Source organism: Winogradskyella epiphytica (assembly GCF_003217215.1).
Classification (GTDB): domain Bacteria; phylum Bacteroidota; class Bacteroidia; order Flavobacteriales; family Flavobacteriaceae; genus Winogradskyella; species Winogradskyella epiphytica.
In genome coordinates this window covers 48,629-69,413 of record NZ_QJTD01000007.1, presented here as the reverse complement: position 1 = coordinate 69,413, position 20,785 = coordinate 48,629, and the positions used below count along the sequence as shown (strand labels likewise).

The following is a 20,785-nucleotide window of genomic DNA, read 5'->3' as shown; positions in this document are numbered from 1 at the left end:
TTGTTTTTTAGAAAAAAAGTATTACTTTTGTGACCTTATTTCTAAAAAGAGATTAGGATTGTCTCATCAATCCTTGAATACGAATCTAAAAAAAACGTATTCTGAACAGAATATGAGATTTGAAATATTGATTACCTTTCAAATGTTGTAAAACAGATTAGATTCTATAAAGGGATTTTAGTTTTAGAATTTTTGATAAATGCGGGAGTAGCTCAGTTGGTAGAGCGTCAGCCTTCCAAGCTGAATGTCGCCGGTTCGAACCCGGTCTCCCGCTCTAAATATTTGCGAGTTAAGATTAAGACTTTATATCGTAATTCGAATAATCGGCAATCGTAAATGAAATGCCGGTGTAGCTCAGGGGTAGAGCGTTTCCTTGGTAAGGAAGAGGTCACGAGTTCAAATCTCGTCATTGGCTCTTTATTAGGTTAATAAAATCAGAATACACTAATATATTATTATATAACTAAGATTAAAATTTTTTAAAACATGGCAAAGGCAACTTTCGATCGTTCAAAACCACACTTAAATATTGGTACAATTGGACACGTAGATCACGGAAAAACAACCACGACTGCAGCTATTACAAAAGTACTAGCTGATGCAGGTTATTCAGAAGCAAGATCATTTGATCAAATTGATAATGCTCCAGAAGAAAAAGAACGTGGTATTACTATTAATACATCACACGTAGAATACGCAACAAAGAATCGTCACTACGCGCACGTTGACTGTCCAGGTCACGCGGATTACGTAAAGAACATGGTTACTGGTGCTGCTCAAATGGACGGTGCTATTCTTGTAGTTGCTGCTACTGATGGTCCTATGCCTCAAACACGTGAGCACATCCTTTTAGGTCGCCAAGTAGGTATTCCTAGAATTGTTGTGTTTATGAATAAAGTGGATTTAGTAGACGACCCTGAATTATTAGAGTTGGTTGAAATGGAAATCCGTGACTTATTATCATTCTACGAATACGATGGAGATAATGGTCCTGTAGTTGCAGGTTCTGCTTTAGGTGCACTTAACGGTGAGCAAAAGTGGGTAGATGCATTACTTGAATTAATGGATGCTGTTGATGCTTGGATTGAAGAGCCAGTTCGTGATATGGACAAGCCTTTCTTAATGCCAATTGAAGATGTATTTTCTATTACAGGTCGTGGTACTGTTGCAACTGGTCGTATCGAAACAGGTGTAGCTAAAACAGGAGATCCTGTTGAAATCATCGGTATGGGTGCTGAGAAATTAACATCTACTATTACTGGTATTGAAATGTTCCGTCAAATCTTAGATAGAGGTGAAGCTGGAGATAACGCAGGTATCTTATTAAGAGGTATTGAGAAAACTCAAATCTCTAGAGGTATGGTAATCACTAAGCCTGGTTCTGTAACTCCACACGCTAAGTTCAAAGCTGAGGTTTATATCCTTAAAAAAGAAGAAGGTGGACGTCATACTCCATTCCATAATAACTACCGTCCACAGTTCTACGTACGTACAACTGACGTAACTGGAAACATCGCGCTTCCTGATGGAGTTGAAATGGTAATGCCTGGTGACAACTTAACAATTACTGTTGAGTTAATTCAACCAATTGCAATGAACGTAGGTTTACGTTTCGCTATCCGTGAAGGTGGTAGAACAGTTGGTGCTGGTCAGGTAACTGAAATATTAGACTAATCAAAATAGTACAATATATAATTAAGGTGTCTCGATAAATTCGGGACGCCTTGATTATTGTTTACGGGTTTAGCTCAGTTGGTAGAGCACTGGTCTCCAAAACCAGGTGTCGTGAGTTCGAGTCTCTCAACCCGTGCAAAATACAAAATAGGTTAAGTTTCGACCTTAAAAAATATAGATATCAAATGGCAGGATTAACAACATATATAAAAGAATCGTTTGAAGAGTTGAAAAACAACGTGTCATGGACACCGTGGCCAGAAGCTCAAAAATTGACGATTATTGTAGCTGTGTTTTCAATTATATTTTCATTAGCTATTTGGGGAGTCGATACTGTGTTTAGTAGAGCAGTTAAGGCTTATTTCGATATGATTCACTAATAAATATACACGAAGAAGATGTCTGATAAAAAATGGTATGTTGTTAGAGCGGTAAGCGGTCAAGAAAATAAAATCAAGACTTATATTGAAAATGAAATTTCGAGATTAGGTTTAGAGGATTATGTTGATCAGGTATTAGTACCTACCGAAAAAGTAATACAAATCCGTAACGGAAAAAAAATAAACAAAGAAAAAGTTTACTTTCCTGGATATATAATGATTCAAGCCAATTTAAGTGGTGAGATTCCTCATATTATTAAATCAATTACAAATGTTATTGGTTTCTTAGGAGAAACAAAAGGTGGTGATCCTGTGCCGTTAAGACAATCTGAGGTAAACAGAATGTTAGGTAAAGTGGATGAATTATCTGTGGAGGCAGATGCTAATATAGCTATTCCATTTACAAAAGGTGAAACCGTAAAAGTTATCGATGGACCATTCAATGGTTTTGATGGAACTATCGAAAAGATAAATGAAGAAAAACGTAAGCTTGAGGTAATGGTGAAGATTTTTGGAAGAAAAACACCATTGGAATTAAGCTATATGCAAGTAGAAAAAATTTAATAATTGTTACAATAAAGAGAGCGTAAGATCTAGCTTCCAAATTTAGATTAACGCATTAAACATTCAAAAATGGCAAAAGAAATAGACAAAGTAGTTAAGCTACAAGTTCGGGGAGGTGCTGCGAATCCATCGCCACCGGTAGGACCCGCTTTAGGTGCCGCTGGAGTTAATATCATGGAGTTCTGTAAGCAATTTAATGCTAGGACCCAAGATAAAGCAGGTAAAGTATTACCTGTGGTTATCTCTGTTTATAAAGACAAATCATTTGACTTTGTAATCAAGACCCCACCAGCAGCAGTACAATTATTAGAAGCGGCCAAAGTAAAGAAAGGATCTGGAGAACCTAACCGACGTAAAGTAGCAAAAGTAACTTGGGATCAAGTTAAAGCGATTGCTGAAGATAAAATGCAAGATTTAAATGCATTTGAAATCGGATCAGCTATGAAAATGGTAGCTGGTACAGCAAGATCGATGGGTATCACTGTTAAAGGAGGTGAAGCTCCAAACTAAATTTTTAGAAATGGCAAGATTAACAAAGAAGCAAAAAGAAGCAAGAGCAAAGGTTGATAAAAACAAACTTTACTCTTTAGAAGAAGCTTCAGCTTTACTAAAAGAAATTACATACACAAAGTTTGACGCTTCAGTAGATTTAGCAGTTAGATTAGGTGTAGATCCACGAAAAGCCAATCAAATGGTGCGTGGTGTAGTTTCATTACCTCACGGTACTGGTAAAGACATGAAGGTTCTTGCGCTAGTAACTCCAGATAAAGAAGCAGAAGCTAAAGAAGCAGGTGCTGATTATGTAGGGTTAGATGAATACTTACAAAAAATTAAAGATGGTTGGACAGATGTTGACGTTATCGTTACTATGCCAAGTATCATGGGTAAGTTAGGACCATTAGGTAGAGTATTAGGCCCAAGAGGTTTAATGCCAAACCCAAAAACCGGAACTGTTACTATGGACGTAGCGAAAGCTGTGGCAGAAGTAAAAGCTGGTAAAATTGATTTTAAAGTAGATAAAACAGGTATTGTACATGCACCAATAGGTAAAGCATCGTTTAGTACTGATAAATTAGTGGGTAACGCTCAAGAATTATTAACTACTCTAATGAAATTGAAGCCAACTGCTGCTAAAGGTACTTATGTAAAGAGTATTTACATGTCAAGTACTATGAGTCCAAGTATCTCAATAGACACAAAAATAGGATAGTAGTTAAACTTAGAATATTATGACAAGAGAAGAAAAATCCCAAGTAATTGAAGAGTTGACTGCTCAATTAGCAGATAATACAAATATCTATTTAACAGATATTTCTGGATTATCAGCATCAGCGACTTCAAATTTAAGAAGAGCATGTTACAAAGCTAATATTAAATTAGCTGTAGTTAAGAATACACTTTTAGAGAAGGCAATGAATGCATCGGATAAAGATTTCGGTGATTTGCCAACGATCCTTAAAGGTAATACATCAGTAATGTATTCTGAAACTGGTAACGCGCCTGCTAAAGTAATTAAAGAGTTTCGTAAAAAGTCAGACAAACCTTTATTAAAAGGAGCGTTCATTGAGGAATCAATTTACATAGGTGACGATTTACTAGACGCATTAGTAGACATCAAGTCTAGAGAAGAACTTATCGGCGAAATCGTAGGTTTACTACAATCTCCTGCTAAGAATGTTATCTCAGCACTTAAGTCTGGTGGTGGTACAATCGCAGGTTTAGTTAAGACATTATCTGAAAGAGAAGGATAAGATATTACAAAACACAATAGAAAATTAAATTATAACACACATTATTAAACAATAGAAAAATGGCAGATTTAAAAGATTTCGCAGAACAATTAGTTAACTTAACAGTTAAAGAAGTTAACGAATTAGCAACAATATTAAAAGATGAGTACGGTATTGAGCCTGCTGCTGCTGCTGTAGCAATGGCTGGTCCTGCTGCAGGTGGTGGTGACGCTGCTGAAGAGCAATCAGAATTCGACGTAATCTTAAAAGCGGCAGGTGCATCTAAACTTGCAGTTGTAAAATTAGTAAAAGAATTAACTGGTTTAGGCTTAAAAGAAGCTAAAGGATTAGTTGATGACGCACCAAGTGCTATCAAAGAAGCTGTTTCTAAAGATGAAGCTGAAGCATTAAAAGCTCAATTAGAAGAAGCTGGAGCTGAGGTTGAGCTTAAGTAAGCTTACCTTAATACAACACATGGTTTAGGTCTTGAGTCGTACTCTAAGACCTAAACCCTTTTGTGTATATAAACGTTATATACATTTTTTAGTTTTTATTTAATAAAAATCTCGTTCATCAATGTTAGCAAAAAAGGCTGAAAGAATTAATTTCTCTTCTATTGTAAATAGGACAGATTACCCAGACTTTTTGGATATCCAAATTAAATCCTTCCAGGATTTTTTCCAATTAGAAACAAAGTCAGAAGAAAGAGGTAATGAAGGTTTGTACAACACCTTCATGGAAAACTTCCCCATAACAGACACACGTAATCAATTCGTACTAGAATTTTTAGATTACTTTATAGATCCACCAAGATACTCTATCGAAGAATGTATCGAAAGAGGTCTTACTTATAGTGTGCCTTTAAAAGCAAGATTGAAGTTGTACTGTACAGATCCAGAACATGAGGATTTCGAGACTATTGTTCAAGATGTGTATTTAGGTACTATTCCTTACATGACACCAAGTGGTACATTCTGTGTTAATGGAGCAGAACGTGTGGTTGTTTCTCAATTACATAGATCACCAGGTGTATTCTTTAGCCAGTCGTTCCATGCTAATGGAACTAAGTTATATTCTGCCAGAGTAATTCCTTTTAAAGGTTCTTGGATAGAATTTGCTACTGATATTAATCAGGTAATGTATGCATACATTGATAGAAAGAAAAAGTTACCTGTTACAACATTATTCAGAGCTATCGGTTTTGAACGTGATAAAGATATTTTAGAGATTTTTGACCTTGCTGAAGAAGTAAAGGTTTCAAAATCTGGATTAAAGAAAGTTATTGGACGCAAATTAGCAGCACGTGTATTAAATACATGGCATGAGGATTTTGTGGACGAAGATACAGGTGAAGTAGTATCTATTGAACGTAACGAGATTGTACTTGATCGTGATACGGAAATAGATAAAGATAATATTGAAGAAATTCTTGAAGCAGAAGTAAAAACTATTCTTTTGCATAAAGAAAGTGCGCAACAAGGAGATTACGCAATTATTCACAATACTTTACAAAAAGACCCAACAAACTCTGAAAAGGAAGCTGTTGAGCACATCTACCGTCAACTACGTAATGCTGAGCCGCCAGATGAGGAAACAGCACGTGGTATTATTGACAAATTATTCTTCTCTGACCAACGTTACTCTTTAGGTGAAGTAGGTCGTTACAGAATGAACAAGAAACTACAGTTAGATATCGGAATGGATAAGCAAGTGCTTACTAAAGAAGATATCATTACTATAATAAAATATTTAATTGAGTTAATTAACTCTAAAGCAGAGATTGATGATATCGATCACTTATCTAACCGTCGTGTACGTACAGTAGGTGAACAATTATCTTCTCAGTTTGGTGTTGGTTTAGCTCGTATGGCACGTACTATTCGTGAGCGTATGAATGTACGTGACAACGAAGTATTTACACCGATTGATTTAATTAACGCTAAGACTTTATCGTCTGTTATTAATTCATTCTTTGGTACGAACCAACTTTCTCAATTTATGGATCAAACGAATCCTCTTGCAGAGATTACGCATAAGCGTCGTCTATCAGCATTAGGACCAGGAGGTTTATCAAGAGAAAGAGCTGGTTTCGAGGTACGTGACGTTCACTATACACATTACGGACGTTTATGTCCAATTGAAACACCAGAAGGACCAAACATTGGTTTAATTTCTTCTCTATCTGTTTTCGCGAAAGTGAATGCTATGGGATTCATTGAAACGCCTTATAGAAAAGTTACAGATGGTGTAGTAGATATTAAAAATGAACCAACGTATCTAAGTGCCGAAGAGGAAGAGGATATGTTAATTGCACAAGCAACTATTGAGGTTGATAAAGAAGGAAAAATTCTTCCAGAGAAAATTATTTCTCGTCAAGAAGGTGATTTCCCAGTTATCGATCCTATAAATGTGAATTATACAGACGTTGCGCCAAACCAAATTGCATCGATTTCAGCATCTTTAATTCCATTCTTGGAACATGATGATGCCAACCGTGCATTAATGGGATCTAACATGATGCGTCAGGCAGTTCCTTTATTACGACCTGAAGCACCAATTGTTGGAACAGGTTTAGAACGTCAAGTAGCATCAGATTCAAGAGTATTAATAAATGCTGAAGGAGATGGTGTTGTAGAATATGTTGACGCACAAAAAATCATCATTAAGTACGAGCGTACCGAAGAAGAGGCAATGGTTAGTTTTGATAGTGATACTAAAGAATATCCTTTAGTTAAATTTAGAAAAACAAATCAAGGCACTTCTATTAACTTAAAACCAATCGTTGAGAAAGGGACTAAAGTTAAAAAAGGACAAGTACTTTGTGAGGGTTATGCAACTGAAAACGGTGAATTAGCACTTGGTAGAAATATGAAAGTAGCCTTTATGCCTTGGAAAGGGTATAACTTTGAGGATGCAATCGTAATTTCTGAAAAAGTGGTTAGAGAAGATGTATTTACATCTATTCATATCGATGAGTATTCTTTAGAAGTTAGAGACACTAAATTAGGTAACGAAGAGTTAACTAATGATATTCCTAACGTATCTGAAGAAGCCACTAAAGATTTAGATGAAAATGGTATGATTCGTATTGGTGCTGAAATCAAACCAGGTGACATCTTAATTGGTAAGATTACTCCAAAAGGAGAGTCTGATCCAACACCAGAAGAAAAACTTCTTAGAGCGATCTTTGGTGATAAAGCAGGTGATGTTAAAGATGCATCTTTAAAAGCATCTCCATCACTTAATGGTGTTGTAATCGATAAGAAATTATTCGCTAGAGCAGTAAAAGATAAACGTAAAAGAGCTCAAGATAAGGAAGATATCGAGGCATTAGAAAATGCATACGATAACAGATTTGATGATCTTAAGAATGTTTTAGTTGAAAAATTATTTACAATCGTAAATGGTAAAACAGCTCAAGGTATTTATAATGATTTAGGAGAAGAAATTATTCCTAAAGGTAAGAAGTACACTCTTAAAATGTTAAACGCTGTAGATGACTATACGCATTTAACATCAGGAAGATGGACGACTGACGATCATACAAACGAACTAGTTGCAGATTTAATTCACAACTATAAGATTAAAGAAAATGACCTTCAAGGATCATTAAGACGTGAGAAATTTACAATCTCCGTTGGTGATGAACTTCCTGCAGGTATCATTAAATTAGCGAAAGTTTATATTGCTAAGAAACGTAAATTGAAAGTTGGTGATAAAATGGCAGGACGTCACGGTAACAAAGGTATTGTCGCTCGTATCGTTCGTCAAGAAGATATGCCTTTCTTAGAGGACGGAACTCCAGTTGATATTGTATTAAACCCACTTGGTGTACCTTCTCGTATGAATATTGGTCAGATTTATGAAACCGTTTTAGGATGGGCTGGTCAAAAATTAGGAAAGAAGTATGCTACTCCAATTTTCGATGGTGCTACTTTAGATCATATTAACGGTTATACAGATGAAGCTGGTATCCCAAGATTTGGTCATACTTATCTATATGATGGTGGAACAGGAGATCGTTTTGATCAACCGGCAACAGTTGGTGTGATTTACATGATTAAACTTGGCCATATGATTGACGATAAGATGCACGCACGTTCAATTGGACCATACTCATTAATTACGCAACAGCCATTAGGAGGTAAAGCACAATTTGGTGGACAGCGTTTTGGTGAGATGGAGGTTTGGGCACTTGAAGCTTATGGAGCATCAAGTACACTACGTGAAATCTTAACTGTAAAATCAGATGATGTTATTGGTAGAGCTAAAACTTACGAAGCAATCGTTAAAGGTGAGCCAATGCCAGAACCAGGACTACCAGAATCGTTCAACGTACTTATGCACGAATTGAAAGGTTTAGGATTAGATATTAGATTAGAAGAATAATGTAAGGGCAGTTTTCGGACTGCCCATACATAACACAAAATAACATGGCAAGAAAACAAGATAAGAATACAGTACAGAAATTTAACAAGATTTCTATTGGTTTAGCATCGCCTGAGTCTGTTTTAGCAGCGTCTCGTGGAGAGGTATTAAAGCCAGAAACTATTAATTATCGAACACACAAACCGGAGAGAGATGGTTTGTTCTGTGAGCGTATTTTTGGTCCTGTAAAGGATTTTGAATGTGCTTGTGGTAAGTATAAAAGAATACGTTACAAAGGTATTGTTTGTGACCGTTGTGGTGTAGAAGTTACAGAAAAGAAAGTACGTAGAGACAGAGTAGGGCATATTAATTTAGTTGTGCCTGTTGCGCATATCTGGTATTTCCGCTCATTACCAAACAAAATTGGATACCTTCTTGGATTACCATCTAAGAAATTAGATATGATTATCTATTACGAACGTTATGTGGTTATCCAACCAGGTAACGCTATGAATGCTGAAGGTGAACCAGTTCAAAAAATGGATTTCCTTACAGAAGAAGAGTATTTAAATATTCTTGAAACTCTTCCTCAAGATAATCAATATTTAGAAGATACAGACCCTAACAAATTCATCGCTAAGATGGGGGCGGAGTGTCTTATCGATTTATTAGCTAGAATTGACTTAGATCAATTATCTTATGACTTAAGACATAAAGCTAATAACGAAACCTCTAAACAACGTAAAACTGAAGCGTTAAAACGTTTACAAGTTGTTGAAGCGTTTAGAGATTCTAACGAAAATAGAGAGAACAGACCAGAATGGATGATTATGAAGGCTGTTCCAGTAATTCCACCAGAATTAAGACCTTTAGTGCCTTTAGATGGTGGACGTTTTGCTACTTCAGATTTAAATGACCTTTATCGTCGTGTAATTATCCGTAACAACCGTTTAAAGCGTTTGGTTGAGATAAAAGCACCAGAAGTGATTTTACGTAATGAAAAGCGTATGTTACAAGAATCAGTAGATTCATTATTTGATAACACACGTAAATCATCTGCAGTAAAAACAGATTCTAACAGACCATTAAAGTCGTTATCAGATTCACTTAAAGGTAAGCAAGGACGTTTCCGTCAAAACTTACTTGGTAAGCGTGTCGATTATTCTGCACGTTCTGTAATTGTTGTTGGACCAGAATTAAGATTATTCGAATGTGGATTGCCAAAAGATATGGCAGCAGAACTTTACAAGCCGTTTATTATCAGAAAACTGATAGAAAGAGGTATCGTAAAAACTGTAAAATCTGCAAAGAAAATTATAGATAGAAAAGAGCCTGTTGTTTGGGATATCTTAGAGAATGTTCTTAAAGGACATCCTGTATTACTAAACCGTGCGCCTACTTTACACAGACTTGGTATTCAAGCATTCCAACCAAAGCTTATCGAAGGTAAAGCAATTCAGCTACACCCACTAGTGTGTACTGCATTTAACGCCGATTTCGATGGTGACCAGATGGCTGTGCATTTACCATTAGGACCTGAAGCAATTTTAGAAGCTCAACTTTTAATGTTAGCATCACATAATATCTTGAACCCAGCAAACGGTTCTCCCGTTACTGTACCTTCTCAGGATATGGTTCTTGGTTTATATTATATGACGAAGTTGCGTAAGTCTACACCTGAAGTAAAAGTAAAAGGTGAAGGCTTAACGTTCTACTCTCCAGAAGAAGTAACAATTGCTTACAATGAGAAGCAAGTTGATCTTAACGCTGGTATTAAAGTAAGAACAAAAGCATTTAATGAAGAAGGAGAGTTAACTACTCAAATTATAGAAACTACTGTGGGTCGTGTACTTTTCAACGAAAAAGTTCCTGAAGCAGCTGGTTATGTAAACGAAGTATTAACAAAGAAGTCTTTAAGAGAAATTATTCATGAAATTCTTAAAAAGACAAGTGTTCCTGAAACTGCAGATTTCCTTGATGAAATTAAAACATTAGGTTATAAATTCGCTTTCCAAGGTGGTTTATCATTTAGTTTAGGTGATATTATTATTCCTAAGGAAAAGCAATCTATGATTGATGCTGCTAATAAGCAGGTTGATGGTATCATGGGTAACTATAACATGGGACTTATTACTAATAACGAACGTTATAACCAAGTTATTGATATTTGGACGTCTACGAATGCTGAATTGACAGAACTGTCTATGAAGCGTATCCGTGAAGACCAACAAGGATTCAACTCAGTATACATGATGCTTGACTCTGGTGCTCGTGGATCTAAAGAACAGATTCGTCAGTTAACTGGTATGCGTGGATTAATGGCTAAGCCTAAAAAATCTAACGCAGGTGGTGGTGAGATTATTGAAAACCCTATTCTTTCTAACTTTAAGGAAGGTCTTTCAATCTTAGAGTACTTTATCTCTACTCACGGTGCTCGTAAAGGTCTTGCCGATACAGCTCTTAAAACTGCCGATGCTGGTTACTTAACACGTCGTTTAGTAGATGTATCTCAAGATGTAATTGTATATGAAGAAGATTGTGGTACACTAAGAGGTATAGAAGTTTCTGCACTTAAGAAGAACGAAGAAATTGTAGAAAGCTTAGAAGGTAGAATCGTTGGTAGAACGTCACTTAATGATGTTTACCATCCTTTAACTGAAGAGTTACTTGTTGAAGCAGGTGGTCATATTCATGATGATATTGCTAAAAAGATTGGTAATTCTCCAATTGATGCTATCGAAGTGCGTTCACCATTAACATGTGAGGCCAAAAAAGGTATCTGTGTGAAATGTTACGGTCGTAACTTAGCAACAGGTAAAATGGTACAACGTGGTGAAGCTGTTGGTGTGGTTGCTGCTCAGTCTATTGGTGAACCAGGTACACAGTTAACATTACGTACATTCCACGTAGGTGGTATTGCAGGAAACATTTCTGAAGACAATAAATTAACGGTTAAGTTTGATGGTATCGCGGAAATCGATGACCTTAAAACTGTAAAAACTAAGAATAGTGAAGGAGCTGAGGTTGACGTAGTCATCTCAAGAACTTCAGAATTAAAATTAGTAGATGCTAAAACAGGAATTGTTTTAAGTACTAACAATATACCATATGGTTCATTCATTAATGTGAAGCCAGGTGATAAACTGAAAAAAGGTGATGTTGTTTGTCAGTGGGATCCTTACAACGGTGTAATTATTTCTGAATTTGCTGGTCAAGTTCGTTATGAAAACATCGAGCAAGGGGTTACTTATCAAGTAGAAATTGATGAACAAACAGGTTTCCAAGAGAAAGTAATTTCAGAATCAAGAAATAAGAAGTTAATTCCTACCTTATTGATTGAAGATAAGAATGGTGAGACTATTCGTTCTTATAACTTACCTGTTGGCGCCCATATTATGGTCGACGATAGTGAGAAAGTTGATATCGGTAAGATTTTAGTTAAGATTCCTCGTAAATCTGCTAAGTCTGGTGATATTACTGGTGGTCTTCCACGTGTAACGGAATTATTCGAAGCACGTAACCCTTCTAATCCAGCTGTAGTTAGTGAGATTGATGGTGTGGTATCTTTCGGAAAAATCAAACGTGGTAACCGTGAAATTATCGTTGAGTCTAAGTTAGGTGAGGTTAAGAAATACTTAGTGAAGCTGTCTAATCAGATTCTTGTTCAAGAAAATGATTTCGTTAAAGCTGGTATGCCATTATCTGACGGTTCTATTACTCCTAATGATATCTTAAATATTAAAGGCCCTTCTGCGGTTCAGCAATATTTGGTGAACGAAGTACAAGAAGTATATCGTTTACAAGGTGTAAAGATTAACGATAAGCATTTCGAAGTAGTGGTAAGACAGATGATGCGTAAAGTTAGAATTATTGATTCTGGTGATACCATTTTCTTAGAAAACCAATTAGTTCATAAATCAGATTTCATCGAAGAAAACGATAAGATTTTCGGAATGAAGGTTGTTGAAGATCCAGGAGATTCTCAAAACTTGAAACCAGGTCAAATTGTATCTGTAAGAACATTAAGAGACGAAAACTCAAGTTTAAGAAGAGAAGATAAGAATCTTGTAACTGCAAGAGATGCTAGTTCTGCAACTGCAACTCCAATATTACAAGGTATTACTAGAGCTTCATTACAAACAAAATCGTTTATATCTGCGGCATCGTTCCAGGAAACTACAAAGGTTCTTAACGAAGCAGCTGTAAATGGTAAGATTGATACTCTTGAAGGACTTAAAGAAAATGTAATTGTAGGACATAGAATACCAGCAGGTACAGGTGTTAGAGAATACGAAAACATTATTGTAGGTTCTAAGCAAGAATTCAATGAAATGATGAAAGCTAAAGAAGAAATGAACTTTAATTAAATGAGACAAAGGTTTCATAAGCCGAAGGTGAAGTGAAAACCAGTAGTCAAATTTATCCTGAATTCTTTAGGATCTCAATAACTTGAGAATTATTATAGTATTAAAAAGCCTTCAAGCATTAATTTGCATGAAGGCTTTTTTAATTTAAAAATGGTCAAGGTTTTTTTTACCTTGCATGTAAATAAAAGTATTAATTATACTTCTTGATATGTAGAAGTTTAAACAACATTAAAATGTCAGACGAAAAAAAGAATCCTAAAAAAGGACAAATCAACATAGAATTAGATGAGAAAATTGCGGAAGGAACTTATTCAAACCTTGCAATTATTAATCATTCGGTTTCCGAGTTCGTGGTAGATTTTGTAAGTATTATGCCAGGAACACCAAAGAGCAAAGTAAAGTCTAGAATAATTCTAACACCACAACATGCTAAGCGTTTGTTAAAAGCCTTAGGCGATAATGTGAGTCGTTTTGAACAGGCACATGGAGAAATTAAAGATTACGAACAACCTCCAATTCCGTTAAATTTCGGTCCAACAGGACAAGCCTAATTTTATTTTTTGGGACTTAAATTAGTCGGGACGTAAAGGGTAGACTTTTTCATACCACTTCCAAAACGTCTCGATTATAATGGAAATAAAAAAAGCCTTTGAATTAATATTCAAAGGCTTTTTTTATGCTTTGCACGTAACATGCTAAGCAACATCTCTCTGATTCCTATGGTACTTTAAAGCACCTGAAGGACATTTTTTAATTTGATTAATAATCGCATCAGTTTGAGCACCTTCTAAATCTATCCAAGGAATCACTGAGCTTCTAAACACGTTTGACAATTGTTTTGCACAAAGTTCTGCATTACAACATCTGCGAGGTTCGTAGGTAACCGTAATTTCAGCATTGCTGAAAACATTAGCATTTATTTCCATAATAAGCAGATTAGTTTGGGGTTAATCGTATTTTGAAATTAGCGAATGGGTCTATTAAAAGAACGAATTCATCGTTAAAGTACGTAAAATACCGATTAAAATAACGCGTTACTCAGGTTTTTCGATGAAATGCTATGTCGATTTATTCAAACTCAGAAGTCATATGAAAGGTAATACTAGGATATTTTTGTTGAGACATTTGTAATGAAAACATAGAATCAGCTAAAAACACGAGTTGATTTCGTTTGTCTCTTGCTAAATAACGTTGCTTCACTCTTAAGAATTCTTTAAACTCTTCACTCTTTTCATCGTCTGTTTGAATCCAACAGGCTTTATGAACATTTAAATTTTCATAGGTACATTTCGCACCATATTCGTGTTCTAATCTATACTGAATCACTTCATACTGTAAAGCACCAACCGTACCGATTACTTTTCTGCCGTTAAAATCGAGCGTAAACAATTGTGCAACCCCTTCATCCATTAATTGATCAATACCTTTATAAAGTTGTTTAGACTTCATTGGATCAGCATTATTAATATATCTAAAGTGTTCCGGAGAGAAACTTGGGATGCCTTTGTAGTGGATTTTTTCTCCTTCAGTTAACGTATCACCTATTTTGAAATTTCCTGTGTCGTGCAGTCCTACAATGTCTCCAGGATATGAAATATCTACAATTTGCTTCTTTTCCGCAAAGAATGCATTTGGACTAGAAAATTTCATTTTTTTATTGTGTCTAACATGAAGATAGGGTGTGTTACGCTTAAATTCACCTGAAACAATTTTTATAAATGCTAAACGGTCCCTATGATTTGGATCCATATTAGCGTGAATTTTAAATACAAAACCGGTAAAGTCTTTCTCTTCAGGCTTCACTAATCGTTCCTCACTTTGTTTTGGTCTTGGTTTTGGAGCAATTTCAACGAAACAATCTAGAAGTTCTCTAACTCCGAAGTTGTTTAATGCAGATCCAAAAAATACAGGCTGTAATTTACCTGTTAAATAATCGTCTCTATCAAATGTTGGATAAATACCATTAACCAATTCTATTTCTTCACGTAAATTATCTGCAGCTTTATCACCAACTAATTTTGTCAGCACGTCGGAGTCTAAATCCTGAATTTCGGTGGTTTCTTCGATATTCTTACGGCTGTCACCACTGAAAAGGTTAACGTTCTTTTCCCAGATATTATAAATTCCTTTAAAATCATATCCCATTCCAATAGGGAAACTTAAAGGACATACGGTTAAACCAAGTTTTTGTTCAATTTCATCTAATAAATCAAAAGCATCCTTACCTTCTCTATCTAACTTGTTTACAAAAACAATCATGGGTATGTTACGCATTCTACATACCTCTACTAGTTTTTCAGTTTGCTCTTCAACACCTTTTGCAACGTCAACTACAACGATAACACTATCAACAGCCGTTAAAGTTCTATAGGTGTCTTCAGCAAAATCCTTATGACCAGGTGTATCAAGAATATTAATTTTTATCCCATTATATTCAAACGCAAGTACAGACGTAGCTACAGAAATTCCACGCTGACGTTCAATTTCCATAAAGTCACTCGTAGCTCCTTTTTTTATTTTATTGCTCTTTACAGCACCTGCTTCTTGGATGGCGCCACCATATAGAAGTAATTTTTCAGTTAAAGTGGTTTTTCCCGCATCGGGATGGGCAATAATACCAAAAGTACGACGTCTATTAATTTCTTTTAAAAAGCTCATAAGGTTGTATTGAAATCGAGTGCAAATATAGGAGTATATATAGAAAAAACAGGTGACCTCAATGATTATAAATGAGTAAGAGCCAGAAAAAGGGTGAGATTTTTAATGTAAATGACTAAAAAAATGAGGATTATATGTGGGATTAAGTTGGCATTCATCTCCTGAGTCAGTGAAAGCCTAATTTTTATGAATTCCTTCACTTTTATGTCATAATTAGATGTTAATTTAGCGCTATGACAGAAGAACTAGTCATCTTAGTAGATGGAAACGATAATAAGGTTGGTTTAATGCCAAAAATGGAGGCTCACGAAAAAGCATTATTGCATCGTGCGTTTTCTGTATTTGTATTTAATGATAAAAATGAGCTTATGCTTCAACAACGTGCGGAGCATAAATATCATACACCAGGTTTATGGACCAATACCTGTTGTAGTCACCAACGCGATGGAGAAACTAACCTACAAGCTGGAAAAAGACGATTACTGGAAGAAATGGGCTTTGTTACGGATTTAGAAGAAAAAACGTCTTTTATATATAAAGCACCATTTGATAATGGATTGACAGAGCATGAGTTCGATCATATCATGGTGGGGTATTATGATGCTGAACCAAATATTAATCCAGATGAAGTAGCCAATTGGAAGTGGATGTCCCTTGAAGATATAAAATCTGATATGGCCATAAATCCAGATATTTACACAGCTTGGTTTAAAATTATCTTTGAAAAGTTTTATGAATTTATAAACGTTAATCAATAATGAAGGTTACGGTACATAGAAAAGCACATTTTAATGCGGCTCACAGACTTCATAGAAAGGATTGGTCTGCTGAAAAAAATGAGGCTGTTTTTGGTTTGTGCAATAATCCAAATTATCATGGTCATAATTATGAATTGATAGCAAGTGTTACTGGTGAAATTGATCCGGAAACAGGTTATGTTATAGATATTAAAACTTTGAAAGACCTTATCAAATTAGAAGTTGAAGACGCTTTTGATCACAAGAATTTAAACCTTGAGGTTCCAGAATTTGAAAATTTGAACCCTACAGCAGAAAATATTGCAGTAATTATCTATAATAAATTAAAACCTAAACTAAAACCAGAATTTCAACTTGAAATCACACTTTACGAAACACCTCGTAATTTTGTAACCTATTCTGGCGATTAAATCTATGAATAATTCGTTGTATCCATTAAAGTTTGAGCCTATTCTAAAAGATAAAATTTGGGGTGGAGAGAAACTACATCAATTATTTAATAAAGCTTCTAAGTCTAAGAAGTTGGGAGAAAGTTGGGAAATTAGCGCTGTACCTGACAATATTTCGGTAGTTTCTAATGGTATATTAAAAGGGCAATCACTTCAAGATTTAGTTCTTAGATTTAAATCAAAATTATTAGGCGAAAAAAATTGGAAGCAATTTGGTGAAGAGTTTCCACTTCTCATAAAATTTATTGATGCTAAGGAGAATTTAAGTATTCAATTACATCCTAACGATGCTTTAGCAAAAGAAAGACATAATGCCTCTGGTAAGACAGAGATGTGGTACGTTATGCAAGCCGATGATGAGGCTAAAATAATTGTAGGTTTTAAAGAAAAAGTAGATAGAGAAATCTACTTAAGACATTTAGAAGATAAGACACTTACTGATATATTAAACGTAGATGACGTTAAGGAAGGCGATGCCTATTTTATTGAGTCGGGTAGAGTACATGCTATTGGAGCTGGTGTATTGTTAGCAGAAATACAACAGACCAGTGATGTGACCTATCGTGTCTACGATTGGGATCGGGTAGATTCTAATGGAAATAAACGTGAGTTGCATAATGATATTGCAATTGATGCTTTTGATTTTGAAATGGACGATAATTTCAGAATTTGCTATCATACGAACAAAAACCGAACTAATGAGATGGTCATTTGTCCATTTTTCACCACTAATTATATAGATTTAGATTCCGAAATAAAAAAACAGAACTCTTATGATTCTTTTATAATTTATATGTGCGTGGATGGTGATGTAGAAATCATTACTAATACGTCTAATGATATTATTGTTGTAGGAGAGACCATCTTAATTCCTGCAAGTATTAAAGAATTTACACTAAAATCTACAGGAGGAAAGTTACTAGAAGTGTACGTATAAAACTTAAATTAAAATTGAGCTAAATACTAAAAGGATTTAGTACTTTTGCAGTTATTAAAAACATAATATATTATGGCAAATAAAAGAGATTTAAAAAAGGATATTAACTACGTATTAGGAGATATTATTGAAGCAGTATATGTTTGGGAATTATCTCACTCTGAGAAACCAACAAAAGAAAGTAACGCTATTATTGATGAAGCTATTGCTACGTTTGATGGATTAATTGCTCGTGTTAACGACAGAAGTGCAGAAGATAAAAAAGCACATTTTAAAGCGATTAACAACGACCTTGAAACTAAAGGAAGAGAATTAATCGAAAAAATCAATAATTTAAAATAAATTGATTTGCAAATTTAAAAATCTATTTTAAATTTGCGCCTGTCTTTCGTCAAAGGAAGATAAGCTTACCAAAAAGGTAAGCGTTTTGCCGATGTAGCTCAGCTGGCTAGAGCAGCTGATTTGTAATCAGCAGGTCGTGGGTTCGAGTCCCTCCATCGGCTCTTAATTGAAGCTTCAAGCACTGTAAGGTGTTTGGAGCTTTTTTCTTTTATACAATGAATGGGAGAGAGTAGAATTTATGTTGAGTGGAGTCGTTGTAAGCCCTTACAGCGGTTTGTAGTTGTACTTTCAAGTTCTGTATGGTATATTAAGTTTTTATATTAAAATTCCTCCTGTTTTTAATAGTTCAAATTGAAACAACGTTGTTTTCTCTAATAAAAAAAATCCCAATCATTATTATGAATGGGATTTTTAGTTCAATAATATATTTCTAAAGTATGATTAGAAATTATAATTAGTCTTTAAGAACTTATTCTTCAGAGTTTCTATTAGCAATTAACTCACCAAGTTTTTTGCCATAAAGTGAATTCTTTATTTCGGGACTAAGTCCATTGTAAATAGAGTCGATATAGACAGGATTAGCATTTCTTACTTCATATAAAGCTAAATACGGGGCGATCTCGCTATCTCTATGATTCATTGCATATTGAATTGTGAAGGCGTATTTGCGTTTAATTAACTGGTTTGCAATTTGGTTCAACGAATCTATAGCTACACTATCTTTTTCTTGTTGAGCAATAAAGCTCGCTTCTATAACATCAAGATTTTTACCATTAAATTGCCCCATTATTTTTAAATACTCATCTAAAAGCTCTTGTTGTTTAGAGCCTTTTATTTTAGAGTCGAAATTAAAATTCTTTAATGTTGTATTTATTTCAGTAACGCCTTGATCAGCGAAAAATGGAATATAATGCTCAATACCATCATTCTTAAAAAGCTTCAAATATAGAATTTCAGGTTCCTTTAGATTTGTATGTAAGGTGAATTCTGGTTGACCAGTAATTACCATAGAATCTAAGTTTATGATATTAGAATTGTCCTCTTCTTTCTGAAGGTAGACAACTCCTTTTTTTAAACCTTTAATTGATCCTTTTAAAGTGAAGTTGGAATCATTGGATTTGCCACATGAGACTACAAGTACCGCAATAAATATGAGGCTTAGAGCTTTGTTTAATTTTGTCATGGTTTACTAAATAATTAGGTGCACAAATATCTTATAATAGTTTTAATATTACTAACTAACAGCTGCTAATTCCATTAAAATTGTACATCCAATAGCTGCGATAGTACCAACGGCGTAACCAAATACCGCGAGTAAAACGCCAACTGTAGCTAATGAAGGATGAAATGCGGAAGCAACAATAGGAGCAGAGGCAGCGCCACCAACATTGGCTTGACTTCCCACGGCTAAGAAGAAGTAAGGAGCTTTAATAAGTTTAGCAACTAAGATTAAAAGAATAGCATGAATAGTCATCCATACAATTCCGATAGCAATAAGTCCAACATTGTCAAATATCATGGTTAAATCCATTTTCATTCCGATACTTGCCACTAGGATGTAAATGAAAACACTTCCAAACTTACTAGCACCTGCACCTTCAAAGTTTTTAGCTTTTGTAAAGGATAATATTATGGCAATTAAAGTGGCAACACTTATCATCCAAAAGAATTTAGACCCTAAGAAGGTGAACATATTACGCGTAGTAGGGGATTCAATTTCGGCAACAACACCTTCAAAAAATGGAGCTAAATAGTTAGCTCCTAAATGAGCCATACTTACAGAGCCAAATGCAATTGCGCAAATTATCATTATATCAGAAAGAGAAGGATTACGCTTAACTTTTTCAGAAAAGGAAGATACTTTTTCTTTTAGTTCTTCAATAGAAGAGGTGTCAGCTTTCAACCATTTATTAATGCGGTCTCTTTTGCCAATACCTATAAGAATTATTGCCATCCAAATATTAGCGACTACAATATCTACGAATACCATTCCTCCATATAGCGCTTGATTATAGCCATATATTTCTAACATAGCAGTTTGGTTGGCTCCACCACCAATCCAGCTTCCTGCTAAGGTGGATAATCCTCTCCATACCGCATCAGCTCCGACCCCTCCAACAGTTTCTGGAGATACACTAGCAATCAATAAAATAGCGATTGGCCCACCAATTACAATTCCGATTGTTCCTGTAAAGAACATGACTAAAGCTTTCCATCCTAAGTTAAAAACCGCTTTTAAATCTATACTCAAAGTCATAAGAACTAATGCAGCAGGAAGTAAATATCTACTAGAAACGTAATATAAGTTCGTGCTATGTTCTGTAACTACACCTGTATCTGATACAGTCGTCCATTCTGGAGCAATTAAGCCTGTTGTCGTTAAAACCGCTGGTAGCATATAAGCCATAAATAAGCCTGGTACTATTTTGTAGAATTTAGGCCAAAAACCAGTTTTTATAGATTCTGTTACAAACACAAAACCTAAGGCAAGCATTAATAGTCCAAATATTATAGTATCATCAGTAAAAATAGGTGTGTTATCCATCTGTTGTTTAGTT

General features: G+C 35.0%; 18 protein-coding genes and 4 tRNA genes. 18 read left to right on the top strand and 4 right to left on the bottom strand.

Features of this window, described 5'->3' with window-relative positions; all coding sequences use genetic code 11:
- The first annotated feature begins 201 nt into the window (after nucleotides 1–201).
- The 13 genes from DFQ11_RS12855 (at nucleotide 202) to DFQ11_RS12795 (ending at nucleotide 13,634) form a co-directional block, all read left to right on the top strand.
- Nucleotides 202–274 (top strand) — tRNA-Gly (locus DFQ11_RS12855).
- Between the two features lie 69 nt (nucleotides 275–343).
- A tRNA-Thr gene (locus DFQ11_RS12850) sits at nucleotides 344–415 on the top strand.
- A 71-nt stretch (nucleotides 416–486) separates the two neighbouring features.
- On the top strand, nucleotides 487–1,674 hold the full coding sequence (gene tuf / locus DFQ11_RS12845) for an elongation factor Tu (RefSeq protein ID WP_110476288.1): 1,188 nt from the start codon (nucleotides 487–489) through the stop codon (nucleotides 1,672–1,674).
- Nucleotides 1,675–1,737: 63 nt separating this feature from the next.
- A tRNA-Trp gene (locus DFQ11_RS12840) sits at nucleotides 1,738–1,810 on the top strand.
- A 49-nt stretch (nucleotides 1,811–1,859) separates the two neighbouring features.
- Nucleotides 1,860–2,054, top strand: coding sequence for a preprotein translocase subunit SecE (gene secE, locus DFQ11_RS12835; protein ID WP_110476287.1), 195 nt, complete (start codon nucleotides 1,860–1,862; stop codon nucleotides 2,052–2,054).
- 18 nt (nucleotides 2,055–2,072) lie between these two features.
- On the top strand, nucleotides 2,073–2,618 hold the full coding sequence (nusG, locus tag DFQ11_RS12830) for a transcription termination/antitermination protein NusG (RefSeq protein WP_110476286.1): 546 nt from the start codon (nucleotides 2,073–2,075) through the stop codon (nucleotides 2,616–2,618).
- 69 nt (nucleotides 2,619–2,687) lie between these two features.
- Nucleotides 2,688–3,128 (top strand): 50S ribosomal protein L11, encoded by a 441-nt coding sequence (gene rplK / locus DFQ11_RS12825; protein WP_110476285.1) that lies wholly within the window; start codon nucleotides 2,688–2,690, stop codon nucleotides 3,126–3,128.
- A 10-nt stretch (nucleotides 3,129–3,138) separates the two neighbouring features.
- Nucleotides 3,139–3,828, top strand: coding sequence for a 50S ribosomal protein L1 (gene rplA, locus DFQ11_RS12820; RefSeq protein WP_110476284.1), 690 nt, complete (start codon nucleotides 3,139–3,141; stop codon nucleotides 3,826–3,828).
- Between the two features lie 19 nt (nucleotides 3,829–3,847).
- The gene (gene rplJ / locus DFQ11_RS12815) at nucleotides 3,848–4,369 is read left to right on the top strand and encodes a 50S ribosomal protein L10 (RefSeq protein ID WP_110476283.1); all 522 of its coding nucleotides are present in this window, start codon (nucleotides 3,848–3,850) and stop codon (nucleotides 4,367–4,369) included.
- A 59-nt stretch (nucleotides 4,370–4,428) separates the two neighbouring features.
- Nucleotides 4,429–4,803 (top strand): 50S ribosomal protein L7/L12, encoded by a 375-nt coding sequence (gene rplL, locus DFQ11_RS12810; protein ID WP_110476282.1) that lies wholly within the window; start codon nucleotides 4,429–4,431, stop codon nucleotides 4,801–4,803.
- Nucleotides 4,804–4,924: 121 nt separating this feature from the next.
- Nucleotides 4,925–8,737 carry a DNA-directed RNA polymerase subunit beta gene (rpoB, locus tag DFQ11_RS12805; protein WP_110476281.1) on the top strand — a complete coding sequence of 1,271 codons (3,813 nt, stop codon included), beginning with the start codon at nucleotides 4,925–4,927 and terminating at the stop codon, nucleotides 8,735–8,737.
- A 44-nt stretch (nucleotides 8,738–8,781) separates the two neighbouring features.
- Nucleotides 8,782–13,083, top strand: a complete 4,302-nt coding sequence (gene rpoC, locus DFQ11_RS12800; RefSeq protein WP_110476280.1) for a DNA-directed RNA polymerase subunit beta' — start codon at nucleotides 8,782–8,784, stop codon at nucleotides 13,081–13,083.
- 233 nt (nucleotides 13,084–13,316) lie between these two features.
- Nucleotides 13,317–13,634, top strand: a complete 318-nt coding sequence (locus DFQ11_RS12795) for a DUF3467 domain-containing protein (RefSeq protein WP_110476279.1) — start codon at nucleotides 13,317–13,319, stop codon at nucleotides 13,632–13,634.
- Between the two features lie 144 nt (nucleotides 13,635–13,778).
- Here DFQ11_RS12795 and DFQ11_RS12790 read toward each other — a convergent pair whose 3' ends face one another.
- Together DFQ11_RS12790 and DFQ11_RS12785 are read right to left on the bottom strand one after the other, a co-directional pair.
- Nucleotides 13,779–14,009 carry a (4Fe-4S)-binding protein gene (locus DFQ11_RS12790; protein ID WP_110476278.1) on the bottom strand — a complete coding sequence of 77 codons (231 nt, stop codon included), beginning with the start codon at nucleotides 14,007–14,009 and terminating at the stop codon, nucleotides 13,779–13,781.
- A gap of 142 nt (nucleotides 14,010–14,151) precedes the next feature.
- On the bottom strand, nucleotides 14,152–15,741 hold the full coding sequence (locus DFQ11_RS12785) for a peptide chain release factor 3 (RefSeq protein WP_110476277.1): 1,590 nt from the start codon (nucleotides 15,739–15,741) through the stop codon (nucleotides 14,152–14,154).
- A gap of 233 nt (nucleotides 15,742–15,974) precedes the next feature.
- On the opposite strand from DFQ11_RS12785, the gene idi reads away from it, so the two are divergent.
- From idi to DFQ11_RS12760, 5 genes are all read left to right on the top strand, one after another.
- On the top strand, nucleotides 15,975–16,499 hold the full coding sequence (gene idi, locus DFQ11_RS12780) for an isopentenyl-diphosphate Delta-isomerase (protein WP_110476276.1): 525 nt from the start codon (nucleotides 15,975–15,977) through the stop codon (nucleotides 16,497–16,499).
- A complete protein-coding gene (locus DFQ11_RS12775; RefSeq protein ID WP_110476275.1) occupies nucleotides 16,499–16,909 on the top strand; it encodes a 6-pyruvoyl trahydropterin synthase family protein in 411 nt (136 codons plus the stop codon). The genes idi and DFQ11_RS12775 overlap by 1 nt, the downstream gene beginning before the upstream one ends.
- Before the next feature lie 4 nt (nucleotides 16,910–16,913).
- Nucleotides 16,914–17,885, top strand: a complete 972-nt coding sequence (locus DFQ11_RS12770) for a type I phosphomannose isomerase catalytic subunit (RefSeq protein WP_110476274.1) — start codon at nucleotides 16,914–16,916, stop codon at nucleotides 17,883–17,885.
- Nucleotides 17,886–17,957: 72 nt separating this feature from the next.
- Complete coding sequence (locus tag DFQ11_RS12765; RefSeq protein WP_110476273.1) at nucleotides 17,958–18,227, top strand: hypothetical protein; 270 nt, start codon at nucleotides 17,958–17,960, stop codon at nucleotides 18,225–18,227.
- Between the two features lie 87 nt (nucleotides 18,228–18,314).
- Nucleotides 18,315–18,388 (top strand) — tRNA-Thr (locus DFQ11_RS12760).
- A gap of 308 nt (nucleotides 18,389–18,696) precedes the next feature.
- On the opposite strand, the gene DFQ11_RS12755 is transcribed toward DFQ11_RS12760, so the two are convergent.
- Complete coding sequence (locus DFQ11_RS12755; protein WP_110476272.1) at nucleotides 18,697–19,410, bottom strand: DUF4369 domain-containing protein; 714 nt, start codon at nucleotides 19,408–19,410, stop codon at nucleotides 18,697–18,699.
- A gap of 51 nt (nucleotides 19,411–19,461) precedes the next feature.
- Nucleotides 19,462–20,772, bottom strand: coding sequence for a DUF819 family protein (locus tag DFQ11_RS12750; protein WP_110476271.1), 1,311 nt, complete (start codon nucleotides 20,770–20,772; stop codon nucleotides 19,462–19,464).
- Nucleotides 20,773–20,785: the final 13 nt, after the last annotated feature.

Excerpts from the sequence above, each read along its gene's own strand:
- tuf (WP_110476288.1), top strand. The coding sequence starts at position 487 with ATGGCAAAGGCAACTTTCGATCGTTCAAAACCACACTTAAATATTGGT.
- secE (WP_110476287.1), top strand. The coding sequence starts at position 1,860 with ATGGCAGGATTAACAACATATATAAAAGAATCGTTTGAAGAGTTGAAA.
- nusG (WP_110476286.1), top strand. The coding sequence starts at position 2,073 with ATGTCTGATAAAAAATGGTATGTTGTTAGAGCGGTAAGCGGTCAAGAA.
- rplK (WP_110476285.1), top strand. The coding sequence starts at position 2,688 with ATGGCAAAAGAAATAGACAAAGTAGTTAAGCTACAAGTTCGGGGAGGT.
- rplA (WP_110476284.1), top strand. The coding sequence starts at position 3,139 with ATGGCAAGATTAACAAAGAAGCAAAAAGAAGCAAGAGCAAAGGTTGAT.
- rplJ (WP_110476283.1), top strand. The coding sequence starts at position 3,848 with ATGACAAGAGAAGAAAAATCCCAAGTAATTGAAGAGTTGACTGCTCAA.
- rplL (WP_110476282.1), top strand. The coding sequence starts at position 4,429 with ATGGCAGATTTAAAAGATTTCGCAGAACAATTAGTTAACTTAACAGTT.
- rpoB (WP_110476281.1), top strand. The coding sequence starts at position 4,925 with ATGTTAGCAAAAAAGGCTGAAAGAATTAATTTCTCTTCTATTGTAAAT.
- rpoC (WP_110476280.1), top strand. The coding sequence starts at position 8,782 with ATGGCAAGAAAACAAGATAAGAATACAGTACAGAAATTTAACAAGATT.
- DFQ11_RS12795 (WP_110476279.1), top strand. The coding sequence starts at position 13,317 with ATGTCAGACGAAAAAAAGAATCCTAAAAAAGGACAAATCAACATAGAA.
- DFQ11_RS12790 (WP_110476278.1), bottom strand. The coding sequence starts at position 14,009 with ATGGAAATAAATGCTAATGTTTTCAGCAATGCTGAAATTACGGTTACC.
- DFQ11_RS12785 (WP_110476277.1), bottom strand. The coding sequence starts at position 15,741 with ATGAGCTTTTTAAAAGAAATTAATAGACGTCGTACTTTTGGTATTATT.
- idi (WP_110476276.1), top strand. The coding sequence starts at position 15,975 with ATGACAGAAGAACTAGTCATCTTAGTAGATGGAAACGATAATAAGGTT.
- DFQ11_RS12775 (WP_110476275.1), top strand. The coding sequence starts at position 16,499 with ATGAAGGTTACGGTACATAGAAAAGCACATTTTAATGCGGCTCACAGA.
- DFQ11_RS12770 (WP_110476274.1), top strand. The coding sequence starts at position 16,914 with ATGAATAATTCGTTGTATCCATTAAAGTTTGAGCCTATTCTAAAAGAT.
- DFQ11_RS12765 (WP_110476273.1), top strand. The coding sequence starts at position 17,958 with ATGGCAAATAAAAGAGATTTAAAAAAGGATATTAACTACGTATTAGGA.
- DFQ11_RS12755 (WP_110476272.1), bottom strand. The coding sequence starts at position 19,410 with ATGACAAAATTAAACAAAGCTCTAAGCCTCATATTTATTGCGGTACTT.
- DFQ11_RS12750 (WP_110476271.1), bottom strand. The coding sequence starts at position 20,772 with ATGGATAACACACCTATTTTTACTGATGATACTATAATATTTGGACTA.